General features: G+C 33.4%; 14 protein-coding genes. 3 read left to right on the top strand and 11 right to left on the bottom strand.

Going from position 1 to position 17,508, the window contains the following annotated elements; all coding sequences use genetic code 11:
• Window positions 1-142: 142 nt before the first annotated feature.
• Window positions 143-2,566 (bottom strand): TonB-dependent receptor domain-containing protein, encoded by a 2,424-nt coding sequence (locus tag FLV_RS04070; protein WP_243230944.1) that lies wholly within the window; start codon window positions 2,564-2,566, stop codon window positions 143-145.
• A gap of 286 nt (window positions 2,567-2,852) precedes the next feature.
• Between FLV_RS04070 and argS the strand changes: the two genes are divergently transcribed.
• Complete coding sequence (gene argS, locus FLV_RS04075) at window positions 2,853-4,634, top strand: arginine--tRNA ligase (RefSeq protein ID WP_243230947.1); 1,782 nt, start codon at window positions 2,853-2,855, stop codon at window positions 4,632-4,634.
• 91 nt (window positions 4,635-4,725) lie between these two features.
• On the opposite strand, the gene FLV_RS04080 is transcribed toward argS, so the two are convergent.
• On the bottom strand, window positions 4,726-5,628 hold the full coding sequence (locus tag FLV_RS04080; protein ID WP_243230948.1) for a DUF6607 family protein: 903 nt from the start codon (window positions 5,626-5,628) through the stop codon (window positions 4,726-4,728).
• 105 nt (window positions 5,629-5,733) lie between these two features.
• Between FLV_RS04080 and FLV_RS04085 the strand changes: the two genes are divergently transcribed.
• Both FLV_RS04085 and FLV_RS04090 read left to right on the top strand, forming a co-directional pair.
• Complete coding sequence (locus tag FLV_RS04085; RefSeq protein ID WP_243230953.1) at window positions 5,734-7,896, top strand: TonB-dependent receptor plug domain-containing protein; 2,163 nt, start codon at window positions 5,734-5,736, stop codon at window positions 7,894-7,896.
• A 13-nt stretch (window positions 7,897-7,909) separates the two neighbouring features.
• A complete protein-coding gene (locus FLV_RS04090; protein ID WP_243230954.1) occupies window positions 7,910-9,316 on the top strand; it encodes an HmuY family protein in 1,407 nt (468 codons plus the stop codon).
• A gap of 270 nt (window positions 9,317-9,586) precedes the next feature.
• Here the strand turns inward: FLV_RS04090 and FLV_RS04095 are convergent, their stop codons facing one another.
• From FLV_RS04095 to FLV_RS04135, 9 genes are all read right to left on the bottom strand, one after another.
• Complete coding sequence (locus FLV_RS04095) at window positions 9,587-10,360, bottom strand: T9SS type A sorting domain-containing protein (RefSeq protein WP_243230961.1); 774 nt, start codon at window positions 10,358-10,360, stop codon at window positions 9,587-9,589.
• Between the two features lie 6 nt (window positions 10,361-10,366).
• Window positions 10,367-10,882 carry an ankyrin repeat domain-containing protein gene (locus FLV_RS04100; RefSeq protein WP_243230963.1) on the bottom strand — a complete coding sequence of 172 codons (516 nt, stop codon included), beginning with the start codon at window positions 10,880-10,882 and terminating at the stop codon, window positions 10,367-10,369.
• 19 nt (window positions 10,883-10,901) lie between these two features.
• Complete coding sequence (locus FLV_RS04105; RefSeq protein ID WP_243230965.1) at window positions 10,902-11,447, bottom strand: YceI family protein; 546 nt, start codon at window positions 11,445-11,447, stop codon at window positions 10,902-10,904.
• An 11-nt stretch (window positions 11,448-11,458) separates the two neighbouring features.
• Window positions 11,459-11,815, bottom strand: a complete 357-nt coding sequence (locus FLV_RS04110) for a c-type cytochrome (protein ID WP_243230966.1) — start codon at window positions 11,813-11,815, stop codon at window positions 11,459-11,461.
• A gap of 37 nt (window positions 11,816-11,852) precedes the next feature.
• Window positions 11,853-12,716 carry a DUF5777 family beta-barrel protein gene (locus FLV_RS04115; RefSeq protein ID WP_243230968.1) on the bottom strand — a complete coding sequence of 288 codons (864 nt, stop codon included), beginning with the start codon at window positions 12,714-12,716 and terminating at the stop codon, window positions 11,853-11,855.
• A 10-nt stretch (window positions 12,717-12,726) separates the two neighbouring features.
• A complete protein-coding gene (locus FLV_RS04120) occupies window positions 12,727-13,116 on the bottom strand; it encodes an OB-fold putative lipoprotein (RefSeq protein WP_243230970.1) in 390 nt (129 codons plus the stop codon).
• Window positions 13,117-13,242: 126 nt separating this feature from the next.
• Window positions 13,243-15,777: a TonB-dependent receptor gene (locus tag FLV_RS04125; RefSeq protein WP_243230972.1), complete on the bottom strand. Its 2,535-nt coding sequence runs from the start codon at window positions 15,775-15,777 to the stop codon at window positions 13,243-13,245.
• Entirely contained in the window at window positions 15,778-16,677 is a 900-nt protein-coding gene (locus FLV_RS04130; protein ID WP_243230974.1) for a FecR family protein, read from the bottom strand.
• A 53-nt stretch (window positions 16,678-16,730) separates the two neighbouring features.
• Window positions 16,731-17,246, bottom strand: coding sequence for an RNA polymerase sigma factor (locus tag FLV_RS04135; RefSeq protein ID WP_243230975.1), 516 nt, complete (start codon window positions 17,244-17,246; stop codon window positions 16,731-16,733).
• Window positions 17,247-17,508: the final 262 nt, after the last annotated feature.

The following is a 17,508-nucleotide window of genomic DNA, read 5'->3' on the forward strand; positions in this document are numbered from 1 at the left end:
TATGTTGAGTGAAGCCGAAGCCTTGTTTAAAAACGAATTTAAAATATTGGTATAATCAAAAAATCCTGAAGTTGGCAAACTTCAGGACTTTTTTCTACAAGTGTTTATTAAAACTATTTAAAACTGATTAAATAAGAAAGGATTAGAACATTCCGCCACCGCCTTTATTGGTGTTGTCTTCTCTTTGTTTACGTTGCAGGTTTTTAATTTTTCCACCTCCAAAATTATACGTTAAACCTAAATAAATCGTTTGGCTTTCCCAAGAGAATTGTCCAGACTGTGGATAAGGGTAATTGGTGTCAAAAGCATATTTCATAGTATTGAAAACATCGTTAAAACGTAAGCTCAGATTCATTTTGTTGTCTAACAATGTGTAGCGGGATCCCATATCTATTTTATACATTTCATGGCTGTCATTTTGTATTCCTTCAACAGCTCCTCTGTAAAAACCGAATACTAAAAAGCTTAAACGTTTGTTTACTTTAAAGTTTGAATTCATACGGCCATTAAATGCCGCAACCGTAACTTTTCTTTCTTCTGGGAATGTTTTTGGGTTTTTTGTGTCATCATATTTGAACACAATTCCTTCCTGATTAATACTTGAGAAATCGATAGATGGTGAAATATCCCACCATTTTGTGATTTTATAATTAAACGAAACTTCAAAACCGTAAGCAGTATTATGATCGTAATTCGCATAAGTCATAATCTGTTTTTCACCACTTGGATCAGCATCGTCAGGATATAAGATTCTGCTGATCTGATCATTTATACTTCTAACAAAAACGCCTGCAGTAAAACTTCCTTTTTCTAAGGTTTTTGTATAATTTAATTCAACCGAATTGGTAAACTGAGGTCTTAAATCAGAATTTCCCAATGACGTTACCAACGGGGTAGAAAACTCACGAATAGGTTTTGTCTGCTCTAAACTAGGGCGGTCAACACGACGGCTGTAACTTAATTGCAAAACATTTTTTTCATTTAGGTTGTACGTTAAATAAGCCGATGGATATAAAGTAATATAGTCATCATCAAATTTGTCTTTACCAAAGTTTGAATTGGCAGCAGCTTTATAACTTTCAAAACGTGCCCCAACCTGATAACTGAATTTGGTAAATTTTTGAGCAAAAGTTACATAAGCAGAATAGATATCAGTGTCGTACGTATAATTCAAAATACGCTCTGCTGCAGGAACTCCGGGGTTTTTAGTAATGTAATCATTATCTGTTCTTGTGATTCTTGCTTCGGCACCCGCTTCAAATGTTGTTTTTTCATTGAATGGATTAACATAATCGATGTTTAGCGTGCTTAATTGTCGCGTTCCTTTGGTAAAATCATCATAAATAATACTATTTGTACTATTATCAAGATTTGTTGTTTTGGTATCAAAAGAAGCATATTGAGTTTCTTTATTGTCACTGTAATTGGCTTCAAAATCTAAAGTATGACCTTCTTTTTTAAAGATATGTTTATAGGCAAGGTTGTAAGTTCCAACCTGATCCGGTCCCCAATATCGTGATTTTTGAAAAATGTTCGAAACATCAGAATTTGATACATTATTGTAATCAATATCAGTATTTACAAAACCTTTATTATTCGATTTGTTTTGGTTGGTATAAAAGGATATGGTATTGTGATCGTTAATTAAATAATCCATACCTATTTTATATAAGTATGAATCATTGTCATTCAAAATATCTAAGTTTTGAGTAATATCCTGATCTGCTCTCTTAATGAAACCATCATTAAAAAACGTTCCAAAATTCTGTCCCACATTTCCAAAGAAATTTACTTTCCCGGTTTTGTAATTCAAGTCTAATGACTGATTGTATTTTGCAGTTTGGCCGAAGGTAATTCCGCCGCTATAAGTTCCGTTAAAACCGGTATTGGTATTTTTGTGCAACACAATATTGATGATTCCCGACATTCCTTCCGGATTGTATTTTGCACTTGGATTGGTAATCAATTCAATTTTTTTGATAGAAGTTGATGGAATTTGTTTTAATAATTGAGCCGGATCAATATTAGATGGGCGTCCGTCAATTAATACACGTACATTTTCGTTTCCACGAAGCGAAAGTTTTCCGTCCTGATCTACATTTACTGATGGAATATTGTTCATGATATCAGATGCAGAAGCTCCTGCGGTAGTCAAATCTTTTCCAACATTAATCACTTTTCGGTCAATTTTCTGTTCAATTGTAGAACGTTCAGCGACAATGTTTACTCCTTTTAGCTGTGTTGCTTCTTCTTCAAGAGAAATATTAACAGTTGCCGTTTTTTTATTGTCACTTAAAATTACAGATCCAATATATTTTCTAAATCCAATGTATTGAATTTCGATTGTATAACTTTTTAGGGCAAGGTTTTTAATGGTAAAATCTCCGTTGTCGTCTGTGTTTGCTCCTGAGACTACTTTTCCGTTGTCTTTGATCGAAACCGTAGCGTAAGCGATTGGGGTATTATTTGATTTTTCAATAATTTTCCCGGAAACTGTTCCTGTATTCTGGGCCTGAGCTGTTGCAATTACACCCAGTAATGCAAACAGAAAAAATTTTAATTTCATAATTAGTTAAATGATTATTTTGATTTGATTGATGATGATTGTATTTAAATTACCTAATAAGACATTTTTAACAACGATTTGTTACAAGATTTTAATTGGAAAAATTTTAAATTTTATTGGATGTTCTGTTTTGTAAGAGATTAACGTTTTAATTTTTTGATAATTTTAACAATTATGCTGAGTCGGTTTTTGAAGATTTCGAAGTGTTTTCTGGTATTTAATATGTTTTTCGTTTTCTCTAATTGATGAATAAGCAGTATATTTGCTCACTTTAAAATAAGTTTACATGTCATTATCACAAATTCTTACTCCTTCTATACAAAACGCCATTCAGGCATTATTTGATGTTACTGTTGATAAAATCGAATTACAAACTACTCGAAAAGAGTTTGAAGGCGATATTACAATGGTTATTTTTCCTTTATTGAAAGTGATTAAAAGTAATCCTGTCGAATTAGGAAATAAAATAGGGGATTATCTGGTTGATAATGTTGCTGAGGTGTCGCGATACAACGTAGTTTCAGGCTTTTTGAATATTGTGATTGCAGATGGTTATTATCTGAATTTCTTTAACGGAATAAAAGATAATAACAACTTTGGCTATGTAACACCAAACCCGGAAGATAAAGCGATAATGGTAGAATATTCTTCGCCAAACACGAATAAACCTTTACACTTAGGTCATGTTCGTAACAATTTGTTAGGATATTCAGTGGCTGAAATTATTAAAGCTTCGGGTAAAAAAGTATATAAAACACAAATCATCAACGACCGTGGAATTCATATCTGCAAATCGATGCTGGCCTGGGAAAAGTATGGAAACGGTGAAACTCCTGAAAGTTCAAATTTGAAAGGAGATAAATTGGTTGGTAAATATTATGTGGAGTTTGATAAAGCCTATAAAGCCGAAATCAACGAATTAATAGCAACCGGAAAAACCGAAGAAGAAGCAAAAAAACAAGCCCCTATTATTATCGAAGCGCAAGATATGCTGAAAAAATGGGAAGCCGGAGACGAAAAAGTAATCACGCTTTGGAAAAAAATGAACCAATGGGTTTATGATGGTTTTGCTGTAACATACACCAATCTTGGAGTTGATTTTGATAAATATTACTACGAAAGTAATACCTATTTATTAGGAAAAGATGTTGTTCAGGTAGGACTTGACAGAGGCGTTTTTGAAAAAGATCCGGATGGTTCAGTATGGATCGATTTGACAGATGAAGGTTTAGATCGTAAAATAGTTTTGCGTTCAGACGGAACTGCTGTTTATATGACGCAGGATATCGGAACTGCCATTCAGCGTGTAAAAGATATGCCGGATGTGGGCGGAATGGTTTACACCGTAGGAAACGAGCAGGATTATCACTTTAAAGTATTATTTTTAATTCTTAAAAAGTTAGGTTTTGACTGGGCTTCAAGCTTATATCATTTATCATACGGAATGGTTGATTTACCGTCCGGGAAAATGAAAAGTCGTGAAGGAACTGTGGTAGATGCGGATGATTTGATGCAGGATATGACCGATACAGCCAAACAAATTTCTGAAGATTTAGGAAAACTTGAAAGTTATTCTGCTGAAGAAAAAGCGAAATTGTACAAAACAATTGGTCTGGGCGCTTTGAAATATTACATTTTAAAAGTAGATCCAAAAAAGCGTATTTTGTTTAATCCTGAAGAATCGGTTGATTTTGCGGGTAATACAGGTCCGTTTATTCAATATACGTATGCGAGAATCCAGTCAATCATTCGCAAAGCTGATTTTGATTACAATCTCACACTGAGCGGAGTCGAAGTGATTCACGAAAAAGAAAAAGAGTTGGTAAAACAAATTGAGTTGTTCCCTGAAGTAATTCAAAATGCAGCACAAAACCACAGCCCGGCTTTGATTGCAAATTATACGTATGATTTGGTAAAAGAATATAATTCATTCTATCAATCGGTACATATTTTAGGAGAAACAGACCTGACTAAAAAAATATTCAGAGTACAGCTTTCGAAAAAAGTGGCTGAGGTTATCAAATCAGCTTTTACGTTATTAGGAATTGAAGTTCCGGAGAGAATGTAAAAAGTTTCTAATGATTTTTCGAAATAAGCAAAAATAAAAAGAGCCGATAGTCCTAAAACTATCGGCTCTTTTTTAACTAACACAAAATAAATTATTTTACGAACTTGTCGATAATTACATCAGTTTCTGCTTTTGTCGCAGTTGGTTTCAAATCAAACAAAAGAGAATAAAGTGATTTTTTATCTACTTTAGCTTCTAAGTTTAAGTCTTTGTGTCTTTCAAAAAGTGTCTGCCATTTATCACGGACATTTTTCCAAAGTGCATTATTTTCCTTCCACCATTTTTGACCTGCAATACATTTAATATCTGGAACTTTAGTGTACACATCCATTCCTTTTTCCTGTGCTAACAAAACATCTTTTCCGCTGTCGTCACGAATCAATTTATCATTGTCCTGCTCATGGTTCCATCCTGTAGAAGTGATTTCATGGATGTTTCTTCTTTTTAAAACATTATAATCGTTGCGTTTTGTATGCTCTCTTCTTGGCAGAGGCGCATCCGTTATATTTGCCCAATAGTCTTGTCCGTCAACATGAACCCAGGTTGCAGTTCCTTCATATCTCGGGCTATCATCTACCTGATATACTTTTTGAGTCCATTGGCCTTTTACGTCTTTTTTATCCAGTTTTTTATACTTCCATGAAGTGTTTTTGTCAAACAAATACAAATCGGTGTTTTCGAACAGCCAGTCCTGTCTCCAGTGTTTGATGATCATATCGTCGCTTACAATTAATAAGTGCTGCATGACAATTTTGTTTGGAGTATCTTCTACTAATTCTACCCATTCCAAAGCAGATTCATGTTTGGTTTGCGAAGGTTTGTAAGTTGCCGAATCTTTTGCATACTGAAAAGTTTCTGCAAAGTTGAATTTTACTTCATAACATCCGCACATGGATTTAATTGATTTGATGTCTTGCTGTTTTTTATCCTGACTGAAACCAAGGCTGCAAGTTAAAGCCATAACAGCAGAAAAATAGAGGCTTTTTGTAATCATAACTTAATTTATTTGTTTTAAATTTTTTTGCAAATATATAAATTTTATTTAGAACAAATAAAAATAATGTTATATTTGCAGAATTATTAAGACTGAATAAAAATAATGAAAATTAGAATTACCCTTTTTACGCTGTTTGTTTTTTGTCAAATTTCGTTTGCTCAGAAAAAAGATACTATTGCTTCACAAGAAAAATTATCTGAGGTTGTTGTTACCGGACAATTAGGGCCACAGTCTGTAAAAAAATCTGTTTTTAATGTACGTGTGATTTCTAAAGAAAATATAAAACAGCTGGCTGCAAATAATTTAGCTGATGTATTAAATCAATATTTAAATATTAACGTGACATCTAATGGTAATGATGGACGTTCTAAGGTTTCCATGTTTGGACTGGATGCCCAGTACTTTAAGATTTTGGTTGATAATATACCTTTAGTAAGTGATACAGGTATGGGTACAAATGTCGATTTAACTCAAGTAAATCTTGATGATGTTGAGCGAATCGAAATTATCGAAGGATCAATGGGTGTAACTCATGGAGCCAATGCGGTAAGTGGTATTTTAAATATTATTACTAAAAAAGGCGGTGGATATAAATGGCAGATTGGTGCAACTGTTCAGGAAGAAACAGTAGGTAAAGAGTTTGGTTTTTTTGATAAAGGACGTCATATACAATCGGCTAAAATTGGGCATAATTTTAATGAAAACTGGTTTGTAAATATTGGAGGAAATCGTAATGCAATGGCGGGTTATTTTGAAAATATGCAAGGAAAAGATTATGATAAAAATGATGGACTTAGAGGATATACACAGCTTCCGAAGGAGCAATTGGTAGGGAATGCCATTTTGGGTTATCAAAAAGATGCTTTTAGAATTTTTTACAAATTTGACTATTATGGCGAAGATGTTCATTACTACAATCCAGTTGTAAATATACAAGACAATTATCCATTTGCAGATACGTATTTTTCGAGAGACAAAAGATATATAACCAATCGTTATTACCACCATTTGAATGCCAATGGAAATCTTTTCTCGAAGTTAAAATATAATGTGTCGGTTTCTCAACAGAAACAAAAGCGTGATTTAGAAAATTTCGTCTATCACATAGATACAAAACAAGAGGTAGATAACGAAAGAGACACTTATCAATCAAAAGAGGTGTTTTATTCAACAGGTACACTTAGCAATTTCTTTGATAATGAAAAGGTAGACTTTCAGCTTGGTTATGAAGTTACCAACGAGAATGGTTTTTATGATTCTTCAGTGGGAGCTTTTAGAGATGATGATCAACAGGGTGTAGATATTAGAAAGACACTTGAGAATTACGATATTTATTCGGTTGCAGAAATTAGTCTAAATGATAAATTCTCAATTCGCCCAGGGCTTCGATTTTCATTTCAAAGTGCTTTTGATAATCAATATGCAAGTTCTTTGGGTTTAAGATATCTTTTTGATAAAGGATTAGAGGCAAGAGCTTCTTTGGGTAAATCGTACCGTACTCCAAACTTTGATGAGTTGTATACTTATTTTGTAGACTCAAACCATAACATGCAGGGAAATCCGGATTTAATTCCTGAAACAAGTACTTCTTATGAAATGAGCTTAAAAAGAGCCTGTACTTTTGATTCTGGTGCTCAACTCTCGAACAACTTAGCAGTTACGTTTCTGAATGTTGATGATAGAATTGATCTGGTTACAATGCAGGTAACTCCACGGCATTTTAAATACGTTAATATCAACAGATATAAAATGTGGAACATTTCAACAATAGAGCAATATACTTATGAAAATTGGAATGTAATGCTAGGTGCTGCTGTAGTTGGAATTTCCAGAAGACTTGATTTGGCGGCTCAAAACTTAGTATCTGATGATAAATTTTTCTACTCGTTCAGGTTAAATTCAAGTATCTCTTATAATATTACAAAATGGAATACTTTGTTGGCTGTCTTCTACAAGTACAATGGAAAGCAGCAGCAATATGTTGCAGGATCTGACAGTGATGGAAAAGAAGGTTTCTTTTTAAACGAACTTAAACCTTTTAGCTGGATGGATGCTTCTATTCGAAAAACATTCTTTAAAAATCAATTTGAAGTGACAGTCGGAGCCAGAAACCTTTTTGATGTTACCAATCTGCAATCTGTACAAAACGGAGGCGGAGGTGACGCAAGTGGCGGTGTACACGGAGGCGGAGGTACAGCCTCCGATATGTTAGGTTACGGCCGTTCATACTTCTTAAAACTTACGTATAATCTAAATTTTAATTAATAAATCAAATACCATGAAAAAAAACTTTATTCTAATAATTTCTTTTGTATTGCTTGCTTTCACAGCTTGTAATAGTGATGATGAAGCAGTGCAGGTCAATGCGGTTGCTTTTGCAGCTACTTCAGTAAATTTATCTGCTGAAACAACTCCAATCGAAATTAAGTTCGCGTTACCAACGGCATCAGCCGGATCATTAACTTTGACTGTTTCCGAAACTGCGGTAGCAAATGGTACAGATTTTAGCACTACTCCGGCAGTAGCAGCAAACACTGTTGTAGTGCCTTTTGAAAAAAATGTTTCAACTGTAAGTTTTACTTTCAAGAAATTGAAAGAAGCTATTGAAGGAGAAGTTAAAAATGTGGTTTTCACTATCACAAGTGTAACAATTAATTCTGTAATTTCTGACAATAAATCAATTCAGGTAAACTTTAACGAGACAGCTTCTTTAGGAAATGCATTAGCTCCGTTAGTTGGAGGGCCAACAGAGCCGAATCAGGTTTTTGTTGATTTAAGCAGTGGAAAAATGACTGCTGTTCCTAGAGTTTCCTGGGATTTAGGATTCTACTCTGGAACAGATTTTAGAGTGATAATAAACCACACTGTAAGGATGACAGCTAAACAAACAACCAGTACTAATATTGACGAAGTTCAGGCAGAAGATGCGACTATGCTTGTTGATGGTTATGGAAGTTTAACTCAAATTGATGATCCTGCAGGAGATCTTACTAAAACGGCTATTGCAGAAATATCTGCAACAGATGCTGATAACAAAGTATATGTGATTAATATGGGAAGTAATCCGGGGACAGTTGATCCTAAAGTTGGATCAGAGGGTACAGGTACAGGACCTGCCAGAGGATGGAAAAAAGTTAGGATTTTAAGAAGTGGTAATGATTATAAAGTTCAATATGCTGATATTGCAGCTACTACTCACGAAGAAATCATTGTTTCAAAAAATGCAGCATATAATTTTACTTTCTTAAGTTTATTAAATAAGAAAACAGTTAGTGTAGAGCCTCAAAAAACACAATGGGATATTACTTTTACAAGTTTTACTAATACAGCAGGTCCAAATCCTTATAATTTTGCAGACTTCATTTTAAATAATGTTAAAGGTGGTGCCAAAGCATATCAGGTTCTTACGACAGCTTTTACATATGATGCTTTCGCATTAGCAAATGTTGACAATACTAAATTTACAGATGATCAAAGAAATATTGGTTCAAACTGGAGAGGAACTGTAGCATCAGGAACAACAGATGCAAATGGTAACCCAGTTTCTTCATTTAATGCGAGATCAGATCGTTTCTATGTTGTTAAAGATTCGGCAGGAAATGTTTATAAAGTGAGATTTACAGCAGGTGTAAATGCTGCTGGAGAAAGAGGTTATCCTACTTTCCAGTACGCAATCTTAAAATAATATAAAATTTAATAACCTCGAATAAATTAATATTCGGGGTTCATTTTCAGATAGACAGTATTTAACTTTTCAATTAGTTAATAACTTGGTTTTTTTATTTTTTTTTGATAGAGGTTAGAATTTTTTCTAACCTCTTTTTTTGTCTTAATAATTTCGAATTGAAATATTACATTTCTAAGATTCATAAAAAAAACGCCAAACTATTCTTGAGGGTAAATAGTTTTGACGCTTTATCTAACAATTAATTTTGGCTGTTTAACAGCTCTCCAACTATTCAATAATTATTTTTTTCCAGGATTTATCGTTTTCATTTTTCAGTTCAACTAAATAAATTCCCGTTTGTAAATTTTTCAATGATACTTCAACAGTATTCGATTTATCTTTTACTTCAATAGTTTGAATTAGTGTTCCTATTAGAGAATATACAGTTATTTGATCTAAACCGGTTTTTGTTTCAATAGTAAAATTGCCGTTTGAAGGATTTGGATAAATAGAAGATGCTTTTAAACTAAAATCGTCTACTCCTAAAGTAGCTGATAAAGGGACATCTATATTATACCCACGATTTCCTCCATGATAGTTTAAGGATTGACCGGCAGAACCATTTTTAGCCCAGGCAAAATCTATAGAAGTGTTAGCATAATTAAAGGTATAATCGTTTGCATCTCCGGTTGATAAATTTCGTTCTGCTATTACCGTTCTAATTCCGGAAGCTACTGTATTAGATGTTACTGTCCAGTTTTGTGAGGCATCTGTATTCGGAAATTGGCGTCCAACATGATTTCCATCAACTAGACTAGTACCGTTGAAATATACAAAATCTTGTCCGGACGCCATACCGCCACCAATTGCAAAACTTCCAAATTGCAGCGCAAACCATCTGTCTGAAGGACCGGTAAGCGTTAGTGTGGCTTTTGAGGTGGTATTGTTTAAGGTTAAATTGGCTGTCGTATTGGTTGACAAAGTAATGTTTCCGGTAGATTTTTGCTGGGCAAAACCGCTCAGACTAATTGCTAAAATTGCTAAAAGAGTAATTTTTTTCATAGTTGATTATTTTAAAAGGTTAATGATTGGTTCATTTTGAGAAAAAACAGCATATTCGAATGCTGTTTTTCCTTTGTTATCTTTAATGGTTTTATCTGCTTTATAGTTTAAAAGCAGTTTGACTAACTGTTCATTTTTGAATTGTACAGCAAGGGATAATGCCGTAGTTCCGTTTGCATCAGCTGTATTTGGACTCGCTTTTTTTTCCAGTAGTAATTTTACTAATTCGGGTTGGTTTTTGTAAGTTGCAGCCATCAGTGCTGTTCCCATATCAGAGTTGTAGTTAATGTCTTTTACATTTTCTATCAGGAATTTGGCGACTTCAATATTTCCTCTGTAACAGGCCAGAATCAACGGGCTTGTCTTATTTTCGTTAAGAGAATTGATTAAATCAGGATTTGATTTGTTCAGATTTTGAATCTCTGTTAAAGTTCCGCTTCTGGCAATATCAAAAACGTTTTTTTCTTGTGCAGCAGCAACAAAAAAGCAAAATAAGAGGTTTAGTAATACTAGTTTTTTCATGGTAGAAACAGTTATTTGATTAATTCGTTTCCAGAGTAAAATTCATCGAAACTTTTACATTTTCGGCAATTTTTCCTTTTACCAGACTTGGAATTTCAATTTTGTAATCCTGTGGTTTTACTGAAATAGCACTTGATGCCAGAATTTTTGCTCCGCTTAAAGTAAGGCTGATTTTAGTTTTTATCTTTTTGGTAACACCGTGTATAGTCAAATCGCCTTCTAAATCATAAATGGTTTTTGAAGCAGATAATTTTTTGGCATCAAAATTCAAAATCTTCCCTTTAAAAGTCGCTTTTGGAAATTGGGAAGATTCCATATAATTTTCATTAAAATGCTCTTCCATTAATGGTGCTTTAAATTTGAATGATTTTATCAAAGTCAAAGCCACAAAGTCACCTGTGCTTTTTTCAAGAATACAGGAAGTCGTTTTATTTGTTGCGGCTATTTCTTCAAAAGCAGGCATAGATGCTTCAAATTTCACTTCCCCGGTTCTGGTTACCATCTTTTGCGAAAAAGCCATATTTCCCGCCAATAAAAACAATGCTGATATTAGTATTTCTTTCATTTTATATAGTTTTAATTTTTATATCCTTCTTTTTGCCAAAGTATAATCATGTCAATAGTTGCTCTAGACAAAGGGGCTGATCTTGGCGGCATAACACCTCCGCAAGATTGGGTTTGGTCAATTCTACAGATTAAATTGCCATTTTGCGTAGCATCTTTTACCTGGTCATAAGTTTCTAAAGTGGGAAATTGTCCACCATTGGAGTGGCATCCTGTGCAATTTGTTTTTATTACAGCTTCAATATTTGCCGTATAAGTTGGCGAAGTACTTTTTTCTGTTTCTTCTGAAATATCTTCGTAAGTTCTCGGTGTGCAGGAAACTGTAAATGCTGCACAGGTAAATAGTAGTATTAGGATACTCTTTTTCATAGGGAGATAATATTTTTAACTTAAATAGTTGTTGTTTTTAAAAAGATCTGTACATGTTAAAACCAAAATAGACTTTCCCTTTATTCCAGTCTCCTGAGGCGGTAGAAAATACAGCAACATCGTTCATAGGCTGGCTGTTTGAGAATACAAGCTGAAAAACGTGTCCGCCGGTTTCAATATCCAGACCAACCGTAAGCGGATTATGATACAGGTCTATAGCCTTTTTTTCTGTAATTACTCTTGCAGCATATTCAAGGTTCACACTCATTCTTTTGGCAATTTTGTATCGTAATCCTCCTGCTGCAGAAAATACATTTTGCTGTTCAAGCGCATCGTCATATAAGTTTTTGTAGACATTGATAAGTCCCAATTCAACAGAAAGTTTTTCGTTGACCTTTCTGGAAACCAATAATTGAGTTGTAAAAGCCAGACGATCCGAAAATTGTAAATTTGGATACATTTCTTCTTCCAGAGCGCTGTTGATGTCTAATGTATTGTACCCAACAATCGTAACCGGAAATCCGTTTACTTCCTGATTAGCCATTTTATATTTGGCAGTTATTTCATAGATTTTATTGTAGGTATGTCGCGTAGCTCCAAAACTTAGCCAGTTGGTTACACCATAGATTCCTCCAAATTTTGTCAGGGCATTATCTAAACCAAAGAAATTGTTAAATCCTTCAGACAAATCGCCAAAACGGTGCGAAACAAGCATGTACCATTCGCCTTTTGCTGGCAGTTTTGTAGATTGCATGTTGGCAATCTGCAAGCCTTTAAAAGCTGCAATTTCAATTTGTTTTTCATCTGATTTAATGGTGTCTAACTGACTTAGCAAATCGTCCTGGGCAAATAGATTTCCCGTTAAAAAAAACACAAGCACAAAGCCTAAAAAATTTCTCATTTTAATTTTATTAATCATTATTTACTACCGAACACTGGTCTAATTTTAATTCCCCCATTAAGTCATCATATCCTACAACTCTTCCTTTTAGGGTTAAAAGCTGGCCTTCTTTAATGGAAGGATTAGATTCTTTTAAATCACAAACAATTGTATGGTCTATAATGATCTGTTTTGGGCTGATTTTGCTGACAGTTCCTGCGATAGCTATCGCTTTCTCGAGATATTTTGTGTTTGATTTTTCAATGTTCGAACCAAATTCAGCAATAATACTTTTTGAGGAAACTGTAAAAGCAGCTTCTTCGGCTGAAACATTTCTGGCACCTCCATACCAGGTGTAGTAGTAACCAAAAACTCCAAAAACAGTTATTGCTAAAACTGTCAGGATTATTTTTTTCTTCATTTTTTCGTTTTTAAATAGATTTAATGATAAAACAGCCATGATAAAGATTACCCTACCAAAGAATTGTTGTTTTTGTAAAAAAAGATGAAAAAATGGGGAACTTTTATTATCCCAAAAAGTTTTGGATTAAAAAGAAACTCTAAAACTCACATTTGGAGTTCGTTGCAAAGAGAAAGTTTCAACTTCCTCTATAGAATTCGAAAGCGAACTTATTCTGTAATATTCGCTGATTTCATTTTTTTTGTTGAGAATGTTAAGAATGGATACTCCTAATTTATATTGAATACCGCTTGTAGTTTCCCATTTGTAAGTTGAAGAAAGATTAACCTGCGAAAAGATTTGTAAATTAGTACTGTTGGGTTTTTTGTAAACAAGAACTGGATCTGAAAGATCAATTTTGGAAATGTCCGGAGCAGTTGTTGGTCTGCCGGAAGACCATTTTGTTCCTAAGGCAATTTTAAAGTTGTTTTTTTCGTAAATCGCAGCCCACGAAATAGTATGCGTTAACTCGAAGTTGTTTGGAAAAATTGGGTATTCATAATTTGTAAAGTGGTAATTATTGTTATTGTAGGTGTAACTGAGCCAGGTCAGAAAGTGATTCATCTTTTTTTGAATCAGGAATTCTGTTCCTAAAATTTCATAATCGCCGGTTATGCGTACAAATTCTAACTGGTTCTGAAAACCCTGACTGGCAGTTGTAATTCCGGTTACTTTTTTATAAAAATTTTCGATATCCAAAAGCCAGTCATTTTTTTTATAAAATAAATTTAAAGATATCTGTCTGCTTCTCTGAATCGGAATTGACTCATTATTCGAAATAATCCAGCGTCTTTTTTCAATGCCGAAATAATCTTTTTGCAAATCAATAATCTGTTGCAAATTTTGGCTTTTTAATTCTCCCAGGACTTCTAAAGTTAGATTTTTGTTGAAGCCATAGTTAAATTGTATTCGGGGTTCAGGAATATATTTTTTGAATTTTTCTATATAATTCAATCGTATTCCGGCATTAAGAATTACTCTGTTAATCGTATCATTATATTTTCCTTCTAAAATTAGAGAATGAGTTCTTAAAACATCTTTGGTTTTACGATAGAAATCAGGGTTGCTAACCTGCTCTAAATTAGTAACACCAATTTCGTTGAACTGATATCCATTATTAAAGTTGATTTTTGAATTGATTATATGATTGTTTTCTAAATTAATTCCGTTATTATCAACCGTGTTTTCCTGAGTAACGATCTGGTTTTCATTTGTTGTTTTTTGGTCTCCTAAAAGTTCATAAGAAGAGTTATAGACATTAATTTTAGTTGTATTGAAGTTATTCCAGGTTCTCTTCCATGATATATTTCCGCCATAGTTTTGCTGTCTCAAAATGTTATCCTCAGATTTGTTTGTGTTGTTTACCGAGGCGCTTTGAAAGACTTTGAGATTATCTTTTATTGTTATCAAGTCAACTATAAGCTGGTCTTTAGACCCTATTTTTTGGACATACTTAAAGGTTGCATCATAGAAATCAAATTCTTTATCGCTTTGATAATCGATATTTTGACTTTTAGAAAAATCAGTAATGGTGGTGTTTTGAAATACTTTATTAAAATATTCCTTGTACGTTGGGGTTTCTGTGAAATCAGTAATTGATTTTCGTGCTGAAATTTCAATATAACTTTTTTTCGAAAGATTATATTTCGCATAAATATCGGCGTTAATCATGTTGATCCCGGCACTAAAAGAGTTTTTTTCTGCTGTTTCAGGAGTAGAAGAAATAGCCACTACGCTAGAAACACTTTCTCCGTAAAAAGCAGAACTTCCGTTTTTATAGATAGAAATAGTGTGTGCCAGATTAGGATTGAAAACCGATATTAAACCAAAAAAATGTCCCGTTTGAAACATTCGTATTCCATTCCATAAAAATAAATTCTGATCGTGTGTACCGCCACGTACGTTGATACTCGAGACACTTTCGTCCAGACTGTTTACACCCGGAATTTGCTGCATGGTCTGCAAGGCATCAGGTTCGATAAGTCCGGGCAGGATACCAAATTTTTTAGGTTTAATCTCAAAAGAACCGTCGCCGTTTTTAGAAATTCCCGAAGCCAGAATAGGATTGGTCTTAATTTCTTCGAGTTCTGTAACCTCTGATTCTAAGATGACGCTGAGACAGTTTTTAGAAGCTGCATTACCTGCTGAAATCTTTTTGGTTATATATCCGACATGACTAATGGAGAAGACATTTTTAGCACTTTTTTTAAATTCAAAATATCCGTTTGAGTCAGTTATAGTCTCCGTGTTATTGTTTAAATGAATATTGGCATCTTCAATAGGTTTTTTATCTGTATTAGAAAAAACATATCCACAGATTATTTCAGATTCATTTTGTTTTTTATAAATATTAATGAATTTATTTCCGAGGTTTTCAAAAGATAAATTGGTTTTTATTGAAAGATATTGCAGTTTTTGTTCTAAAGAAAGTGATTTCTTGGGAGGGGTTAATTGCAGGTCTTCAACAGTATCTTCGGTATAATTAAAATTTACCTGATGCTGTTGCTCGATTTCGATTATGATTTTTTTTAATGGCATAGCTTTTCCTTTGTCCTGTGCAGAAAGGCTCAGGGCAAGGAAAAACAAAAAAAGCGAAAAATGAAATTGTTTGGGGAGCAACATTTATTTTTCGTCAAAAATTATTTTATTTTTTGAAACTTTTTTTGCTTTTAAATGATAGGTTGTACTAATAATTTGTATGGCCACATCTAAGTCTTTAGTAGGTAATTTTCCTGTAAACAGCGAAGTTGTATCTTTCGCATTCAATTCGATTGTAATGTTATATTGTCTTTGAACTTCGTCTAAAAGGTTTTTGATATTTTCTTTATTAAAACATATTTGGTTGTCAATCCATTCCGGTTTTGATGATTCTATAGCGGTATTGAATTGTTTTCCGTTTTCAAAAGTCACGCTTTGTCCGTGTGTCAATATGATTTGTTTGTTGGCATAATTTACTTTTACGCGTCCTTCATAACAGGTTACGTCAAATCTGTTTTTTCGGGCTTTTACATTAAATTGAGTTCCTAAAACCGAAACTTTTCCAAGATTGGTTTCAACTTCAAAACGCTTGCCTTTTGATACTTTGAAATAAGCCTCGCCATCCAGTTTCAGATTTCTGTTGCTGTCCCAGTTTAATTTCTTAAAATTAATCTCAGAACCTGAATTCAGAACAACTTCAGAATTATCAGGTAATGAAAAAGCAGTTTTTTCTCCAAAATTTGCTGTTTCGGTTTGTAACACAAGATTTTTCATCGCAAAAGTAATTCCAAGTGCCAAAACAAAAACGGCAGCAGCACGGAACATCCATTTTTTGTATAAAGGAACTACTTTTGGAGTTGCTTTTTTCTGTTGAAGTATGTTCGACAGCATTTCATTTTCGTCCAAATCATCTACTTCCAGATGAGCGGTGTATTCTTTTATTTTTTTGTATTTTTCAAAATCCGGACTTGCTTCAAATTCGGCTAATTCTTTTTCTGATAAATCATCATTGAGCCATCTTGCTAATAAATCATTTTTTTTCATTGTATTAGTGGTATTATATCATTAAACAATTGGGATTGGATTTACCCTACTTTTTATAGATCAATTTCTTTACGTAAGCTTAATAAAGCCAGATGAATACGTTTTTCTACTGCTTTTACGCTAATATTCAAAGTTTCGGCAATTTCGCTATATTTTTTTTTGTCAATTCGATGCATCAAAAAAGCTACTCGCTGTTTTTCATTTAGGTTTTCAATAGCTTTTAAAAGTTTGGTCTGAAATTGTTTTTCTTCTAAAATAAACTCGGGACTTTCATTGGTTCTGTCTAAATTGGCGAAGTTTTTTTCATATCGCAAAATCACTTTTTGATGCGCAATTTCATTTAAAGTGCTGTTATTTGCAATTGTATAAATATATGATTTCGCTTTTTCAATCGGTACAGAAGCACAGTTTTGCCAAAGTTTCAAAAACGCTTCCTGAGCTATATCTTCAGCCTGATCTTTATTGCCAAATTTGTAAAAAAGAAAATTCCGAAGTGCTTTGATATGACTTTTAAAAAAAGACGAAAAGATAATTTCGTCGCAAGTATTTGGTTGGTTTAGGTTTAGCATTAGCAGTAATATCTTTCAATTTCGATTTTGCAAAAGTATTTGTTTTTAATTCAAGTAGGGTAAAAGCGAAGTAAATTGTTTTTATTAACGTATAGACAGAGTGAATTATTCACTATTCTAAAGTTTGGCTTTGCCTTATCTCTGTTCTGTTTACATATAATTTTTCTTTGTAAAAAAAGGATTACTTATGTAGAAATATATCAATTGTGTAACAACTGATGGTCAATTTGCTGAAAACAATATTGTTAAATTATTACCTTTG

It is taken from the genome of Flavobacterium pectinovorum, assembly GCF_022802975.1.
Classification (GTDB): Bacteria; Bacteroidota; Bacteroidia; order Flavobacteriales; family Flavobacteriaceae; genus Flavobacterium; species Flavobacterium pectinovorum_B.

Excerpts from the sequence above, each read along its gene's own strand:
- FLV_RS04070 (WP_243230944.1), bottom strand. The coding sequence starts at position 2,566 with ATGAAATTAAAATTTTTTCTGTTTGCATTACTGGGTGTAATTGCAACA.
- argS (WP_243230947.1), top strand. The coding sequence starts at position 2,853 with ATGTCATTATCACAAATTCTTACTCCTTCTATACAAAACGCCATTCAG.
- FLV_RS04080 (WP_243230948.1), bottom strand. The coding sequence starts at position 5,628 with ATGATTACAAAAAGCCTCTATTTTTCTGCTGTTATGGCTTTAACTTGC.
- FLV_RS04085 (WP_243230953.1), top strand. The coding sequence starts at position 5,734 with ATGAAAATTAGAATTACCCTTTTTACGCTGTTTGTTTTTTGTCAAATT.
- FLV_RS04090 (WP_243230954.1), top strand. The coding sequence starts at position 7,910 with ATGAAAAAAAACTTTATTCTAATAATTTCTTTTGTATTGCTTGCTTTC.
- FLV_RS04095 (WP_243230961.1), bottom strand. The coding sequence starts at position 10,360 with ATGAAAAAAATTACTCTTTTAGCAATTTTAGCAATTAGTCTGAGCGGT.
- FLV_RS04100 (WP_243230963.1), bottom strand. The coding sequence starts at position 10,882 with ATGAAAAAACTAGTATTACTAAACCTCTTATTTTGCTTTTTTGTTGCT.
- FLV_RS04105 (WP_243230965.1), bottom strand. The coding sequence starts at position 11,447 with ATGAAAGAAATACTAATATCAGCATTGTTTTTATTGGCGGGAAATATG.
- FLV_RS04110 (WP_243230966.1), bottom strand. The coding sequence starts at position 11,815 with ATGAAAAAGAGTATCCTAATACTACTATTTACCTGTGCAGCATTTACA.
- FLV_RS04115 (WP_243230968.1), bottom strand. The coding sequence starts at position 12,716 with ATGAGAAATTTTTTAGGCTTTGTGCTTGTGTTTTTTTTAACGGGAAAT.
- FLV_RS04120 (WP_243230970.1), bottom strand. The coding sequence starts at position 13,116 with ATGAAGAAAAAAATAATCCTGACAGTTTTAGCAATAACTGTTTTTGGA.
- FLV_RS04125 (WP_243230972.1), bottom strand. The coding sequence starts at position 15,777 with ATGTTGCTCCCCAAACAATTTCATTTTTCGCTTTTTTTGTTTTTCCTT.
- FLV_RS04130 (WP_243230974.1), bottom strand. The coding sequence starts at position 16,677 with ATGAAAAAAAATGATTTATTAGCAAGATGGCTCAATGATGATTTATCA.
- FLV_RS04135 (WP_243230975.1), bottom strand. The coding sequence starts at position 17,246 with ATGCTAAACCTAAACCAACCAAATACTTGCGACGAAATTATCTTTTCG.